The sequence below is a fragment of the Aliirhizobium wenxiniae genome, from assembly GCF_014201355.1.
In the GTDB taxonomy this organism is placed as follows: Bacteria; Pseudomonadota; Alphaproteobacteria; order Rhizobiales; family Rhizobiaceae; genus Neorhizobium; species Neorhizobium wenxiniae.
Genome location: NZ_JACHEG010000009.1, coordinates 114,467 through 129,365, shown reverse-complemented (window position 1 = coordinate 129,365; position 14,899 = coordinate 114,467). Strand labels below are relative to the sequence as shown.

The 14,899-nt window shown below is 56.5% G+C and carries 14 protein-coding genes, 1 tRNA gene and 1 pseudogene; 7 read left to right on the top strand and 9 right to left on the bottom strand.

The window, feature by feature from the left end; translation table 11 throughout:
* Window positions 1–213: 213 nt before the first annotated feature.
* The 4 genes from HNQ72_RS25855 to rplU all read right to left on the bottom strand — a co-directional run bounded on the left by HNQ72_RS25855 (window position 214) and on the right by rplU (window position 2,185).
* On the bottom strand, window positions 214–801 hold the full coding sequence (locus HNQ72_RS25855) for a GNAT family N-acetyltransferase (RefSeq protein WP_183996749.1): 588 nt from the start codon (window positions 799–801) through the stop codon (window positions 214–216).
* The gene (locus HNQ72_RS25850) at window positions 798–1,445 is read right to left on the bottom strand and encodes a GNAT family N-acetyltransferase (RefSeq protein ID WP_183996747.1); all 648 of its coding nucleotides are present in this window, start codon (window positions 1,443–1,445) and stop codon (window positions 798–800) included. Before HNQ72_RS25850 ends, HNQ72_RS25855 begins: the two co-directional genes overlap by 4 nt.
* A gap of 129 nt (window positions 1,446–1,574) precedes the next feature.
* Entirely contained in the window at window positions 1,575–1,844 is a 270-nt protein-coding gene (rpmA, locus tag HNQ72_RS25845) for a 50S ribosomal protein L27 (RefSeq protein WP_148143781.1), read from the bottom strand.
* 29 nt (window positions 1,845–1,873) lie between these two features.
* A complete protein-coding gene (rplU, locus tag HNQ72_RS25840) occupies window positions 1,874–2,185 on the bottom strand; it encodes a 50S ribosomal protein L21 (protein ID WP_148143782.1) in 312 nt (103 codons plus the stop codon).
* A 318-nt stretch (window positions 2,186–2,503) separates the two neighbouring features.
* Here rplU and HNQ72_RS25835 point away from each other — a divergent pair.
* A tRNA-Ser gene (locus HNQ72_RS25835) sits at window positions 2,504–2,593 on the top strand.
* A gap of 490 nt (window positions 2,594–3,083) precedes the next feature.
* Here the strand turns inward: HNQ72_RS25835 and HNQ72_RS25830 are convergent.
* Together HNQ72_RS25830 and HNQ72_RS30745 are read right to left on the bottom strand one after the other, a co-directional pair.
* Window positions 3,084–3,623: a Panacea domain-containing protein gene (locus tag HNQ72_RS25830; protein ID WP_183996745.1), complete on the bottom strand. Its 540-nt coding sequence runs from the start codon at window positions 3,621–3,623 to the stop codon at window positions 3,084–3,086.
* Window positions 3,624–3,857: 234 nt separating this feature from the next.
* A pseudogene (locus HNQ72_RS30745) lies at window positions 3,858–4,166 on the bottom strand (DUF6880 family protein); the annotation flags it as partial.
* Between the two features lie 309 nt (window positions 4,167–4,475).
* On the opposite strand from HNQ72_RS30745, the gene HNQ72_RS25820 reads away from it, so the two are divergent.
* The 5 genes from HNQ72_RS25820 (at window position 4,476) to HNQ72_RS25800 (ending at window position 9,956) form a co-directional block, all read left to right on the top strand.
* Window positions 4,476–5,423, top strand: a complete 948-nt coding sequence (locus HNQ72_RS25820) for a retron St85 family effector protein (protein WP_183996741.1) — start codon at window positions 4,476–4,478, stop codon at window positions 5,421–5,423.
* Window positions 5,416–6,363: a retron St85 family RNA-directed DNA polymerase gene (locus HNQ72_RS25815; RefSeq protein ID WP_183996739.1), complete on the top strand. Its 948-nt coding sequence runs from the start codon at window positions 5,416–5,418 to the stop codon at window positions 6,361–6,363. Before HNQ72_RS25820 ends, HNQ72_RS25815 begins: the two co-directional genes overlap by 8 nt.
* Window positions 6,364–6,502: 139 nt before the next feature.
* The gene (locus HNQ72_RS25810) at window positions 6,503–7,495 is read left to right on the top strand and encodes a site-specific integrase (RefSeq protein WP_183996737.1); all 993 of its coding nucleotides are present in this window, start codon (window positions 6,503–6,505) and stop codon (window positions 7,493–7,495) included.
* A gap of 946 nt (window positions 7,496–8,441) precedes the next feature.
* Window positions 8,442–9,437, top strand: coding sequence for a hypothetical protein (locus HNQ72_RS25805; RefSeq protein WP_210319720.1), 996 nt, complete (start codon window positions 8,442–8,444; stop codon window positions 9,435–9,437).
* A 180-nt stretch (window positions 9,438–9,617) separates the two neighbouring features.
* The gene (locus tag HNQ72_RS25800; protein WP_183996733.1) at window positions 9,618–9,956 is read left to right on the top strand and encodes a hypothetical protein; all 339 of its coding nucleotides are present in this window, start codon (window positions 9,618–9,620) and stop codon (window positions 9,954–9,956) included.
* Between the two features lie 33 nt (window positions 9,957–9,989).
* Here the strand turns inward: HNQ72_RS25800 and HNQ72_RS25795 are convergent, their stop codons facing one another.
* On the bottom strand, window positions 9,990–10,244 hold the full coding sequence (locus HNQ72_RS25795; protein ID WP_183996731.1) for a hypothetical protein: 255 nt from the start codon (window positions 10,242–10,244) through the stop codon (window positions 9,990–9,992).
* Between the two features lie 205 nt (window positions 10,245–10,449).
* Between HNQ72_RS25795 and HNQ72_RS25790 the strand changes: the two genes are divergently transcribed.
* Complete coding sequence (locus HNQ72_RS25790; protein ID WP_183996729.1) at window positions 10,450–11,013, top strand: recombinase family protein; 564 nt, start codon at window positions 10,450–10,452, stop codon at window positions 11,011–11,013.
* A gap of 124 nt (window positions 11,014–11,137) precedes the next feature.
* On the opposite strand, the gene HNQ72_RS25785 is transcribed toward HNQ72_RS25790, so the two are convergent.
* Together HNQ72_RS25785 and HNQ72_RS25780 are read right to left on the bottom strand one after the other, a co-directional pair.
* Window positions 11,138–11,881, bottom strand: coding sequence for a M48 family metallopeptidase (locus tag HNQ72_RS25785; RefSeq protein ID WP_183996728.1), 744 nt, complete (start codon window positions 11,879–11,881; stop codon window positions 11,138–11,140).
* Between the two features lies 1 nt (window position 11,882).
* The gene (locus HNQ72_RS25780) at window positions 11,883–14,897 is read right to left on the bottom strand and encodes a type I restriction endonuclease subunit R (protein WP_183996726.1); all 3,015 of its coding nucleotides are present in this window, start codon (window positions 14,895–14,897) and stop codon (window positions 11,883–11,885) included.
* Window positions 14,898–14,899: the final 2 nt, after the last annotated feature.

Below are 14,899 nucleotides of genomic sequence, written 5' to 3'. Positions count from 1 at the left end.
CGTTCGTTGCCTTTAAGGTCAAAGATTATCATGAAGTTCGTCAGCCATAAGCTGCAATGCGGCTCCGGCACGAACGGTTCTGCGGAATGGGCGGACGCGGACATGGCCCGCCAGGGTATTCGGGACCGCAATGGACATCCTGGCCCGATCAACCCCGTGTCGTTTGAGATAGACTGATGGCCGCCGGCGGATACCGATGGCCATCAGCATTTTTTAGCAGGCCTGTGGCCGCACCAGATCGCCAGCCTCCAGCATCGTGTCGATATGCGGAGCCATGCGGTTGCGTGCGACAGAGAAAACCTCTCCCGCATCGACGATCCTGAAACCGAGCTTTCGCTGCACATTAAGCGAAGCGAGGTTGTCGGCAAAGGCACCGGAATGGACTACGGCGTCCGGCATGCGCCTAAAGAAACGCTCCAGAACGGCACCGGTAGCCTCGGTCATGTAGCCATGATCCCAGTAATACCGGTTCAACCAATATCCCAGATGCCAGCCGTCCCTGCGCAACTCCATACCGACGACACCGATATGGACGTCGTCGCCGGTGGTGATTGCAAGGCTCCAGTCCGGCATCAGCCCGGAAGTCTGGCGTACCAGCCAATCGAGTGCATCATCCCGATGATAAGGCTGCGGCACGCGCGACAGCATGCGGGCAACCTTGAAATCGGCAAGCGATGCCGCGATTGCATCCGCATCGGCAAGCCGGTGAGGACGCAAGGTCAACCGGCGGGACTGGATGACCGGGCACGGGCCGGGCGCAAGCCGGACTTCGACGGCTCTTTCAACAACTGCGGCGTTCATCTCAGCTCTCCCCAGCTTCTCAACGATATCCAGGTCTTGCGATCCAGACGGAACCACTCGACTGGCACCATGGCGCCCTCCGCAAGGCAATCGATCATGCCGGATCCCTGAAACTGGAAGCCGCACTTCTGGATCACCCGCTTGGACGGTATGTTGGTAACCCGGCAGCGTGCATCGATCTGGTCGATTTCGCTTCTGGTGCGGAAGGCCATGTCGATCAGCGCATGGGCGGCTTCCGTGCCATATCCTTCGTTCCAATAGGGCTCGCCGAGCCAATAGCCGATTTCGAGAGTGCGTTCGTCTGCCTGCGGCTCCAGTGCGCAGCATCCCAGGAAGGCGCCGTCATTTCCTCGGGTAATGGCATAGACGCATTTGCCAATCTCGCCGGCATTCGTGCGTCGCACGAAATCGGCTGCGTCTGTCGCCGTATAGGGATGCGGCATGCGCGACACCATCGTTGCGATGGCGGCATTGTTGGCGAGATGGGCAAGTGCGTCGATGTCTTCTTTGTGGGGTGCGCGGAGAACCAGTCTCGGCGACAGTAAGACGGGGCACTCGCTTCTCGACCGATCTTCGGACCGGTCCGGCCGCGGCCGTTCTTCCGGCGGCCGGGATTGGCTCGCCCTCAACAATTCGATTTGCATGGTTCAGTCTCCTCTGGGGTAAAAAGAAAAAGGGAAGCTGGGGTAGCGCCCCATCTTCCCTTTTCTTTGACTGAACCTTGAACGTTCAACCGGGTCGATGAGACGCCGGTTGCATAACGCTTGCCGGCTTTATTCTGCGGCTTCCGCTTTCGGCATTACGGACACGTATACGCGGCCGTTCGCCTTCGTGCGGAAATTCACGTTGCCTGCGGTGAGCGCAAAAATCGTGTGGTCCTTGCCGAGGCCAACATTGGCGCCCGGATGCCACTGCGTACCGCGCTGACGCACGATAATGTTGCCCGGAATGACGACTTCGCCACCGAACTTCTTCACGCCAAGGCGCTTGGACTGAGAATCGCGACCGTTACGCGACGAACCGCCAGCTTTTTTATGTGCCATGGGAGTTCTCCTTTACCTTCGAAACCTGATTAGCCGAGAATGTCGGTGATACGGACGACCGTGTGATGCTGGCGATGACCGCGAATACGCTTGGAATTCTGACGGCGACGCTTCTTGAAGGAGATGACCTTCTTGCCACGGTTATGCTCGACAACTTCGGCCTTGACCGTCGCGCCCGAAACAAACGGTGCGCCGATCTTGGCATCGGCGCCAACGCCGACGACCAGGACTTCGTTGAATTCTACTACTGCACCAGCTTCGGCTTCCAGCTTTTCGATGGTCAGCACGTCGTTGGCGGCCACGCGGTACTGCTTACCGCCGGTCTTGATGACTGCGAACATTTTATATCCTTTCATGTTCGTTCCGGCTCTCTTCTCGACGAGAAGGGCCGTCTTTTTATCAGTCGGTCTTTAGCAGGGGGTCAGGAAAGAGATATCTTTTCAAAACTAATCTGCCGGTGAAATCGCGCGAAAACCACCAGGATCTCTCGCGATCGTCAGACGCGGACGCATTTCCACACCTGAACGCAGGCGGGCTTACGCGAGCGACAAAAAACTGTCAAGGTAAAAGGATATGAAGACTTGCATTTCGCCCCTTGCCAGCCCGATTTTTCGCCGCTATGAGACAGCCCGCGCACAACTTGCGCCGACCAGCAAAGCGGAGAGGTGGCTGAGTGGTCGAAAGCACCGCACTCGAAATGCGGCATACGGGCAACCGTATCGTGGGTTCGAATCCCACCCTCTCCGCCATTCTGAACTTGCAGCCGTAAGGTTTTCCTCGAGATTTGTTGATTTCCACCGTCTAGAGATGGTGGTGGCGGAATTGGCTAGGGCCACACCCGAGGCACATCCTGAGGCCCCTGCAATTTTAGCAGTCACTCGCAGAGAGTTTGAAGATTAGCGATCGCCAGCTGCACGTGGGCGGGCGGCAATGTCTTAGGAGGGTTGGCGACTAAGAACTCCGTGATAGCTTTCGCTAGCTTCGAGGAGATAACTCCGCGATCCTGGGCAGCTCTGAGTTCGTGCCCTAGAAATGTGGTGAGCCTCGAGCAATCGAGAAAGCAGTCGTGAGTCAGGGCTTGATGATCAGCCGCTGTCAGCTGGAATTGTCCGACACCATGTCCTCGGGCGTTGGTGTTAATCCAGAAAAACAAGTTGTCAGCAGCACAAACGCATAGCGTGATCTTGTCCTTCGCTGGTCGCGCAAGTGTGGTGTTGACTATGTAGACCGAGCCTACAATCACAGCACACCATAAACCGCGAATTCTTTTGCCTCTTCAATAATCTCCTGACGACCAGGGTTGTCATCGTCAATCATGGCCTCATAGTCCATCACGCCATTCGCGGGTGCCTCAAGCCAGGACCGCTCTTGGTGGGTCAGGGTAGAAAGAGTGCCGAAATTCCTGTGTCTGCAGAAATGGATAGCCTCATCCAGGCATTCGATATCGCTCAGCGAGAGCACGCTAGTATCCGCGTCCCTGAGCGCATTGACCCTAGGCCAGGGAGCTTGAGCGACTGAGAATGCCTTGGTTACGGCTTCTGGGTCGCCAGCGTTGTGCAGTCGCCCCTTGATGAAGTCGTATATGGTCGAAGGCACCGGACCATTAGGCATGGCGATAAAGGTATCTGCCACGATCGGTCGCGCGTATCGGTTGAGGTGATACTTCTCTGCGAAAAAAAGGATCTTCGCTGCGAAAAAGGCAGTGACGTCCGGCCAGCGCGATGCGATGTATGTCATCGCCTCCACACCTTTCTTCTCGTCAAACTGAAATCGCAACATCGTTTCTCTCATGTTGTGGCTATCTCATAGAAGCCTTGACTCGTCACGTGAAATGTGGTGACAGCCGCCGATTCTTCAATGGCCGTGTCTATTGAGTCACGCTCGTGCGAGTCGTGCCGGGAAAATCCTTGGCACCCTTCCGGGGCGTCCTAGGCGTGATCGTCAACATCGATTGGAGATCATATGGCGACGATCAGAAAGCTCGGAGGACGCTGGCAGGTGCAGGTGACATCATTACGACGCAAGGCTCCAAAACCCCGACTTCCGCCCATGCTCCCTTTTCAGCTCGGCCACATAAGCTTCATGCGGCAGGATACCGCCGAAATCATCGATCTGGCTCGCCAAGGATCTGCATTCGGCAAGATGACGTGCTGCGTGTTTGTATCGGCTTGAGCGCCCACTCTCCAGGGGAAAGTTAATCATCGATCGCAAGACGATCGTCGCAGCCAGCGGATGCTTCGCGGAAAGCACTTCGGCAGCCTGGGTAATCAGCTCGTAGTAACCGCCGTCCAGCCGCTTCGCCGCCTCTGCCGGTGACGCCCATTAATTTTAAGCGTTAACGGCTTGTCGAATTATTAAGGAGAGCGCGCTTAGCCGTGTCTTTAGTATGGCAAGCCGGTTAAGACTTAGACCTACCTAGTCCTGGCAAATTCGGTTGACAACGAATCCCGGCCGGCTATCGTTGATAGGCTTACGTGTCTTGAGTGCATATTAGCACTTGGTCTAGCGTTTCGTCTGGACCTCATCATATTGCGGAATTTTGGTGCCCTGTAAGGTAGCGATTGAACATCGCCCTTCGGGACGCTCCGCTCGATAATCAATCCCTACCTTACAGGGCTTTAAGGGTAAGCTATGTTGCCATTTGCAGAGGAGTTGGATGTGGAGAAAATCCATGTTCAATCTCCTTCTGCAGTGGTTTTCCTCTGCGGTGGACCATACTCGGATATCGACAAGCCGGTCCCGCTTTCGCTGCGAGATGGTTTCCTCAAGATACTCGACAACCCGGCGCTGCGAGGAAAAGTCATAATCCAAGCCGAGGACATCACGAAGCTCCACGTTTTTTCGGACGCATATGAGGATGTTCTTCAGTTCGAAACCGATCTGGCAGAAATATCAGAGCTGATCCTCCTTTTTTGTGAAAGCGAGGGAAGCATGGCCGAGCTAGGAGCGTTCTGCGTAATCCAAGAAATTGCCTCGAGGCTGCTTGTAGTCGTCAGAGATAGGCATTGGCGAGGAAAGGGAGAGACCTCTTTCATTCGTCTGGGACCTTTGCGCTCCCTCGAGCGCAAGCACGGGCAGAAATCAATTTTTGTAATTGATGACGCCGATGTCGGCGAAGTGGCGTCACCAGGGGGTATCAAAGTCGACGTGCTGAAAGATCAACTACAGACGCCATTGAGAACAAGATTGGAAAGCACGCGAGATCCGACGACGTTCAACCTAGAAAGGCCGGGTCACATCATTAAGCTAATCGTTGGCCTAATACAGGAATACGGAGCTCTCACTTTCAATGAGATTGATGAATTACTTCTGATTGTGGGCGTATACGTGCCCGTTCTGGATTTGAAGGGGTATCTGTTGTGCGCCGTATCCGTAGACTGGATCGCTCGTAGAAAGAAGGGACTGGACGAGTTCTTCATCGCCAATCCCCTTCCTGATGCCGCCGTCATCACTACCAAGACCACCAGGTCTGTGCAAAACAAGGTCCGTCGTCGTCTCGCCATCCGTCAACATTGGAAAGACAAGGATCCGCTTCGCTACAGTGTTATAACCCGATTGATGGTAGCGTCGAATGAGTGAGCTTATATCGGTTTTATCTCAGGCCACTGGTCTAAGCGACTTTGATCTTCGCGCAATAATCAGTAACGCGCCCGATCGCTACAAAGTCTATTACATTGCTAAGCGAAAGGGTGGTCGGCGCGAAATTGCTCAACCGGCCCGCGAGCTCAAGGTGTTGCAGCGCGCGCTAAACGACAGTATCCTCTCGAAGTTACCGGTGCATCCCGCTGCGATGGCTTACCGTCCTGGCGTCAGTCTGCGTCGAAATGCTCAGGCTCATTCCCACAATGGTCCGATCTTAAAGTTCGACTTTCAGGACTTTTTTCCATCACTTCGGGCCGAAGATTGGGAAGATTATTGCCGCCGTCATGGAGTTTTCAAAGATGACGAAGATATCGAGCTGAGCTCTAAGATAATGTTCAGGAGAAAAAATCGCCGGTCTTCTGTGCTTCGGCTAGCAATAGGGGCGCCTTCGTCTCCGTTGCTGTCGAACATACTTTTATTCGACTTCGATGAAAATCTAGCAAAATACTGCGATTCGCAGAAAATAACTTATACAAGATATGCTGATGATCTGACATTTTCGGCAAAGAGAACGGGATTTCTTAATGGGGTCGAAAAATTCTTGGTAAAACTAATAAAGGATGCCGATCATCCCCGAATTAAATTGAATTTAAATAAAACTGTCCTAGCGACGAAAAAGTATAAGCGCATGGTAACGGGTTTGATTTTAACGAATGATGGCAAGGTTTCTTTGGGTCAACTCCGCAAACGAAATATGAGAGCTGGCGTCCATCAGTGGATCTTAGGCAACCTTTCCGAAGCAGACACATGTCGATTAGCGGGGCACTTGGCGTTCGCAGAAGATATCGAGCCTGACTTTGTGGCCCGCCTCACTGTGAAGTATGGGGCGCAGGTAATTGCCGAGATAAAGATGGCCTACCGTCGCCGAGTTCTCTAGAAGAAAACTACGAGCGTCGTCAAAGCTCCCGGCAATTAATTTGCCGCAACTGATCGATTCGCGTTTCCGTGCCGGAATTACCCTTGGCCCCGTTTACGGGGCATCCTACGCATCATCTCGATCACAAACGGAGATTGAGATGGCAACGATCAGAAAACTCAGAGGAAGATGGCAGGCCCAGGTGCGCCGTCGCGGCATGAAACCTAGGGCCAAGAGCTTCGACAGCAAAGCCGAGGCGGAAAAGTGGGCGCGAGACCTTGAGACGCAGGTCGATCGTTTCGGCATGGCTCCGGACACAAAGATCCTTGAGACCACGACGCTGGGAGAGCTCCTCGAGCGCTATCAGAACGAGGTTACGCCTCTGAAACGTGGAGCTGTCCAGGAAGGGCAGCGCATCGATGTCCTTCGACGTCACGATCTATCGCACCGGACGCTGATCGGGCTCAGCCAGCAAGACGTTGCGACGTTCCGTGATGAGCGCCTGCAGTCCGTAGCTCCATCTACCGCCGTGCGTGAAATGGCGATCTTGAGCCATGTCCTCGAGGTTGCTACCCGTGATTGGGGAATGCCGCTCGCGAGGAACGTCGTTAAACTGGTGCGCCGCCCGGTGATCCGAAACGAGCGCAGCCGACGCCTGATGGGGGACGAGGAGCAGAGACTGCTTGACGGTTGTGATGCCGGTAAGATCCCCTTCTTCCGGACGCTGGTGATCTTAGCGATTGAGACAGGGATGCGCCGTGGAGAGATCCTCGGATTGGAATGGACAGACATCTCGCACAATCGCCGGGTGATCACTCTGACCATGACCAAAAATGGATCTGGTAGAGAGGTGCCGCTGTCGCAACGAGCATTTGACACCCTGATGAGCTGGAAGGCGCAAAATCAAGTAGACGAATCTACCGTTTTCCCAATGAGCCCAGGAGCGTTAGAGCAGACTTGGCGTCGTCTTCTTGTTCGCGTTGGGATCAAGAACCTCCGTTTCCATGATCTTCGCCACGAAGGTGTCAGCCGCCTATTTGAGCGCGGTCTGAACATGATCGAGGTCAGCAGCATATCCGGGCACAAGGAGCTGAGGATGCTCAAGCGTTACACGCACCTGTCTGCCGACGATCTTGTAACTCGCCTGGCGTAGATCTATCGACGCCCGAGCATTAACTTGCGCGACGTTTACATCCGCCTTGCCTGAGAGCAGGGTTCGTCAAGGTTGCGGGGCAAAAACGCCCCGCAATATACATTCTAGGTTGCATTCCACGTTGCCTTTAACATTGAAATCACTGCGAATTAGCACCTAACCTTGTCATGATGTTTACATCATCTTGCGGGATTCGGTTGGATTTCGCATTTTTGCTGCTGATGTAAAGGTTGCGGAACCCGTTTTAGTTGCACCATGCGCTTTGCGCGTCGGTCTGTGTCAGTTAAGCAGCCTTGACTGGCAGACTTCGCAACCGCCGGACGGGTGAGCCGACTGGTAGACGTGATCAATCCCTTGAGGGCCAGTGGCAAAAACATATCCCGCGGTGCGTCAGTATCCTTGAGGCGATCAATCTATCTCGTGTGCCAGGGCGACGGGATTGCCGTGAAATTCGACAAGGAGCTGACAGTCGTCGAGCGCTAACAATATCCTCAACTCTCTGCGGACGATCACCAGCGGAGCGTCCGCGTCTTGTTCGCGGCAATCCGGTGCCGCGCGACCTCCTCTGGCTTGCCTACCGCGATCATCAATCGAGATCCAGGTCGATCGGCAGGCATCGAAGTCTTAGAAAAAATTGAGTTGCACGATGGGAGTCCCTTCCGTGCCGGCGACGATGGGGCGGACGTATCCTCCCATACCGCAAAATCGACAGGCAAGCTCCCGGGTAAGCGTCATCTACGCCACAGTAAATTCACCACCTTTGATCAAAGGAACGCGCCCAGGCGAAACGTCGAGTCGAGGCGAAGACGTCGAGGCTCGAAAATTCTTTTGCGATCTTATGCGCTCGCCTCGGGATCTCGCTATAACTGTAAGTGAGTAAGCGCTTGACCATCATCGAAGAACACCAGCCGGACGGCATCTGTCGCCCGAAGGAGAACCTGTGTCAATGGATAAGGCAAAGATTTATAACCGCATTAATGATGTCGTGCGAATGCGGACCGTCCTTCACCCCAGGGACTGGAAGGACGAGAGCCAGCTGATGATGAAGCGCTGGTTTGATTATCGCTTCCTGTCTCCGGTGCAAGCGACGATGACTTTCGCGGAGCACTACATTGCTGGGCTCCGGCGCTATGTCAGCCGCAACATCGATATTGCGCTTGCGGAAAAGGTTTCGGTGATCAAGAGCGGTGTCCCTTCTACTCGCGCTGCCTGGTATACTGAGCTTTGGCGTGCCCGCGCTCGGACGGACGAGATTTTTGTCCCGTATGACTTGTTGGTCGACTTCAGCTTTGATTTTGCGTCACGGCGCAAGCGTTTCTGGACCATGCGTCCGGGCCAGCTTCATGCCTCGGAGAGAAATCGAGAGGCATGGTGGTCGTTGTTCGACGAGCGCGTTGAGGATGTGCTCCCGGTTCGTATGAAGAGCGTTGCTGACATCCCCCATTATCGGGCCGAGAATTATCTCGTCTTGCCGGCCCAGGATCATTTTCGCGAGCTGATGATGTCGGAGATTCGGAACGAGCACAGGCCGCTCGCACACCAGATTGCGGACAGCGTCTTCGTTAAGCGTCATCTGACGCTGGAGCAGGGGCTTGCGTTGGCACCGCCGGACGCTGATCTCGTAGAGCTTGCGAAGTGCGCGAAGACTAGAGCCGATGATCGTGCTTGGGAGACCAGGACTGTAATTAAGCTCGATCGGGCGGATCTGCTCCCCAGCTGCTTCGGTATCGCCGAAACCATCGATGTCAATCGTGCGCCTTGCGACGTCTGCCCGATTGTGGCCACCTGCAGGACGGCGGCTATTGAGGCCATTAATATCACCGTCCAGGCGACCGGATCAGCATCACCTGTTCTAGACGCAGACCGGAAGCGGATCTCCACTAATGTCGCGAACTTTCGCAGGAAGGTAAGTGCTGCTGCGACCACGTCTTCCGACCACTAAACGCCGAACCGGGATGTAATCATTCCCTATCATAGCTCCTTCTTTAAAAGATTGAGTAAACATAGGGCGTGATTACAGATTGATACCCTCCGGCCGGTCGTTTCAGCCAACGACTCCGAACCTTTAGAAAGCGTGCCGGTTCGGCACGCTCGAAGTCCTTTGTTACCTAAGGAATCCCAAATGGAATTTACTGATATCCGCCGGTTTTTTCGCAACCGGGTAGATTACTATGCCTACGTTCGTGACAGCCACTGCGTAGGCGTCCACGACGGGTGCCGCTTGACGCTGCGCCAGTTGTGCGAACACCTCGCTTTTGATCCGGAGCCCTTCCCTCGCGAATACGAGCTTGAATTCCGGATTTTGTCCGGCAGTCTCTACCCCTTGTGGCGTGATAAGCGCCGCACCTATGGCGACGTGGTCGCTGTGGTGAACCAGAAGCTGGCCGAAGACGAGGGACGTGCGGCGTTCTTCGGAGGCGGGTCGGCACCCACTCCTTCGTGCGACGTCGGACCGAGGTGAGAGATCCACATGCTAACGGCTGCTCGGAGCGGCTTATCCCAGCCAGGGACGCTCCGGGTCTTTCGGATTAGAAGCAAACTCGCCGTCGCCCTGGCCTCGTTTCGACCAGTTATCGGCAGAAGTCTTCTCTGCGGGCGACAGTCCGGCGATCAGAATCAGAGCAATGATGCTGAAAAAGAAGCCAAGAACGAACCAGCCCAACGGATCCCGGTTCTTGTTTGCGGCTAAAATCGCGCACGCCCCCCCGAAAACGACGCCGGATGCGAACATCAACAACCAAAGATCCATGCGCTCCTCGCTGCAAAACGGGTCTGGATGTGCCTGCAAGAGCGAAAGGGAACCTTTGTCCGATAGAGCTCAGCTGTAACTGCTGATCCGGTCGCACCCTATGGTTTCAAGGGCTTCCGGAGAAGCTCCATTTAATGACCGACAGAGCGAAAAGGTTCCTTTATGTCAATCGCTTAGGAGCCATCAGAGCGTGAGGATATAGGAAATGAAGCTGGTCGGTTATGCCCGCGTTTCAACGATCGAGCAGAACCTCGATATGCAGATTGCGGCGTTGAAGGCGGCTGGTTGCACGGAGATCTTTACCGATCACGGACTATCCGGTGCCGACTTCCAGCGCCCTGGCCTTCGCAATGCTCTCAGGCAAATCAAGCGCGGTGACATGCTTGTCGTTTGGAGGCTTGACCGGCTGGGACGTTCCCTCGTCGACCTAATTCAGACCGTGAACGGCCTATCGAAGCGGGGATGTGATTTCCGATCGATGACCGAGAGTATTGATACGTCGTCGTCGGGCGGGCGGTTGGTTTTTCACATGATGGCCGCGATGGCAGAATTTGAACGAGCCATCATAAGCGAGCGCACCAAGGCTGGGATGGAAGCGGCAAGAGCACGAGGATCTCGTATAGGACGCCGCCCGTCGATGACCGAAGTGCAGACCGGCGCTGCAAGGCATGCTGTTGAGATCGACCTGGAGCCCATCTCTGAGGTCGCTGCAAGGTATCAGATCCATCCGAAAACGCTGGCTCGCGTTCTACGGAGTGCCCGGACCTAATAGCAGGTCGGGATCGATAGAGAGACTCACCTGAGCGTTCGGCATGTCGAGAGCTGCGAAGCAGCACTTGCGACCGTCGAGCCAGCCAGTGACCATCCTCGAGTCACAGAATGCATACTGCTTGTTATACCGACGCCTCCACCTTCTCCCACCCCAGCATATGCTCGTTCTTGTCGAGCCATGCCTTACGCTCCTGCCAGTCTGGCAGCACGCGCCCCACGAGATCCCAGAATTCCGGTTCGTGGTTGCGGTGCTTGAGGTGGCACATCTCGTGGACCACGGCGTATTCCAGCACGGGCTTTGGCGCGAAGATCAGGTGCCAGTTGAGATTGATCTGACGGTCCTGGCCGCAGCTGCCCCACATGTGTTTCTGCTCCTTGATCTGCACACCGCGCGGCTTCAGCCCGTGGCGCTCGCCATGCTTGCGGACGAAGTCGCGGGCGTCGTCGCGCACGCGGCGTTTCAGCCAGAGCCGGAGAGCGCTCTCGATGATGGTGTCGGACGACTCCGGCGAGAGGTCGACGGGCTTGCGGATCTGGAAACCGTTGCGGAAGCTGACCTCGACCAAAGAGCCGTCGAAGGGCTCAATGGTGAGCCTGGTCATCCGCCCTCGATAGGGGATCTTGGCACCGGTCACGAACTGGTAGACGCGCATCTGGGCCTTGGCGCGTTCCGCCATATGCTGAACGGTCTCGATGATCCAGCCGCGCCTTCGGTCCAGCACGGCGCTGATCTGCTCGTCGGTGGCGCTGTCCGGCACCAGGAGCTCGAACGATTTCGGCGTAACGCTAAGGCTCGCCTTGCGGGCCCTGGGCGATCGCCGCAGGGTGTATTCGATCTCTTGGGCGCCGATGCGATAGATGGGCATGTCACTGTCCCGCGAATTGCTTGAGCGCGTAGGTCTCGACCTCCTCCGGAATCTCCCTCAGCTGCGTCAGGCCCGCCACATGGGCCATGGACCGCACCTGTTGGCGCAGGCTCTTACGCAGGCCATCCTTCGCCCACCAGCCTGATGGCGCGGACACCGGATCGGTGTAGAGCCCCTCCAGCCGGATCGCCAGGGCCTCGCCTTCCGGCCCCGAGGTGAAGCCGTTCAGGATCTGCAGGATGCCATAGGCGCCGGGAGAGAGACCCGCTTCGACATGCGCGGCGTCCTCAGCGGTGATGTCCTTCGCCAGCTGTTCGGCTGCTTTCAGCTTCTCGCTCCAAGAGAGCTGCGCGCTTTCGAGCTTTTCCAGCAGTTGGCGCAGGCGCTCGGAGAATTTGCCGTATTGATGCGGGCTATCGTCGATCCGCTCGGTCACCGTCTTGCGCAGCTCCGTCGTCTTGCGGATCGCTGCCGTCATCAGGTCTTCCTCGGTTTTGCCCTCAGGATCGAAATCCTCCCAGAACTCCGGATCGGTGATGTGGCGCAGCTTCACGGTGACGCTCAGACCCGTCGCCTCCAGATGCTTCTCCAGCATCTCGCGGATCTTCTCGCTGTAATTCATCTGGTCGAAGGCCTGGCGCTTCTCGAAGTGCTGGGTGCCATAGAGCAGGAAATTGGCGACCCATTTCAGATCGGCGGTGAACTCCAGAACGCTCGGATCCGGGCTTAGCGTCTCATAGAGGGCGATGAAGCTGCGGGCCTTTGCCTTGAACTCAAACCACTTGTCCTCAGTGCTCAGCAGCTTCACGAAGGCATCATATTCCGCCTTCAGCGCGTCCCTGTCGTTTGCCTTGCGTTTCAGCGGTTTCATCGAAACCGCGACGGCGGAGTGGGCTGCCCGCAGCTGGTTGCGCAGATCGTCCAGGTCGCGCATGGCGTTCTTCACGTCATCGGCGCGGTAGGAGGAGAGTGCTTCCTCCAGATGGCCGGACACGCCGATGTAATCGACGATCAGCCCGTTGCGTTTCCTGGCGTCAGAAACGCGGTTGGTGCGGGCAATCGCCTGCAACAGGCCGTGCTCCTTCAGCGGCTTGTCGAGATACATGACGCTTTCGATCGGGCAGTCGAAGCCGGTCAGAAGCTTGTCGCAGACGATCAGGAACTGCGGATCATCGCCCTTGCGGCCAAAGGCCTTCTTCGCGAGTTTCTCGGCTTCGGCATCCAGATAATGCGCCTTCAGCTCGGTGCGGATCGCCTGCTTGTGCGCATCCTCGCTCGGTTTGCTGTCTTCCTGATTGATCGAATAGACGCAGGCCGACATGGCATCTGCGCTGGCCAACGCCAGGGCCGGCTCCATGCCCTTGGCTTTGAGGTCCTCAGCAATGACCTTGGTCAGCGCCTGCTTGTAGAGGATCACCGCCTCGCGATCGATGGCGACGATCTGCGCCTTGAAGCCATCAGGCCGGGCATATTGCTTGAAATGCGTCCAGATGTCGTAAGCGATCAGGTCGATGCGGCGCGGATGCTTGACCAGATCCTCGATCTGCACGCCGCGCTTCTTGATCTCGTTGAGCTTGTCATCATCAAGCTCGGCAAACCAGGTGTCGAACAGGATGTCGATCTTTGCCTCGTCGATGTGCCAGTCGGTCTTGCGCCCGGTATAGTAGATCGGCACGGTCGCGCCATCGGCCACGGCGTCGTCGATGCCGTATTTGTCCAGATAGCCTTCGCCCGGCACACCAAAATTCTCGTAGGTGTTCTTGTCGTCCTTCTTCACCGGCGTGCCGGTAAAGCCGAAGAAGCGCGCGTTCGGCAGCGTCGCGCGCAAGTATGCGCCGAGATCCTTTTCCTGGGTGCGGTGGGCCTCATCCACCATCACGATCCAGTTTTCGGAATTGGCGATCGCTTCCTTTGAACCCTGGAACTTGAAGATGGTGGAAAGCGCGGTGTGCCCGTCCTTGCCGCTGCGGATCAGCGCGTGCAGATCCCGAATGCTTTCGATCGCCGTTGGGTTCGGCAGGCCGCAGGCGACAAAGGTGCCGCTGATCTGGCTGTGCAGGTCCACCCGGTCCGTCAGCACCAGAATGTTCGGATTGGTGAGCGCCTCGGACCGGATCGTCCGGTGTGTCTTCAGCTTCAGCGCGGCAAACACCATGGTCAGCGATTTGCCGCTGCCCTGCGTGTGCCAGATCAGCCCCTGGCGGTGCTTGCCCTCAATCACGCGCTCAACGATGCGATTGACGGCGCGGAACTGCTGGTAACGGCAGATTTTCTTGATCGTGCCGGTCTCGGTCTTTTCGAACACGACATAGTGCGCGATCAGGTCGAGCAGCCGGCTCGGCTCCAGCAGGCACCAGAGGCCCTTGGCCAGCGGATCGGGAAAATCACTCTCCAGCTTCGGCCAGGGGTCGCGCCATTCGGCATAGTATTTCGAGCCGGAGCCGGTCGCGCCATAGAGCACCAGTGCCCCGTCGGTGACGATATTGAAGACATTGGAGAAGAACAGGCGCGGAATGTCCTGCTCATATTGGCGGATCTGCTCAAAGGCCTCGCCGGTCTTGTCTTTCACATTCAGCGGGCTCTTCGCCTCGATGACAACAAGCGGAATGCCGTTCACATAGACCACGACGTCGGGCTTGCGCGTATGCTCCGCCTTCACCCGCAGCTGATGCGTCACAGAAAATTGGTTGATGCTGGGGTCGAGAAAATCGATCACCCGCAACGTTTGCCGCGTCTCCTGTCCGGTCACCTTGCGGGCATAATCGCCGCGAAGCACTTTCAGCCAGGCCTCGTTGTCGCTGATCGCCGCAAGCTCGCCATAGGCGGCTTCTGCGGATGCGCGGTCGATCCCATTGATGCGCATCAGCGCCTCGACCAGATGTGGGCGAAACAGAACCTGGTTCTCGCCCTCGCGCAAGCTGGCATGCGCCGCCGGGGCCACAAAGCCATAACCCATGGCCTTGAAATGCTCGATCGTGGGGCGCTCGGCAAAATGCCATTCGGGACCCTGGCTCATGG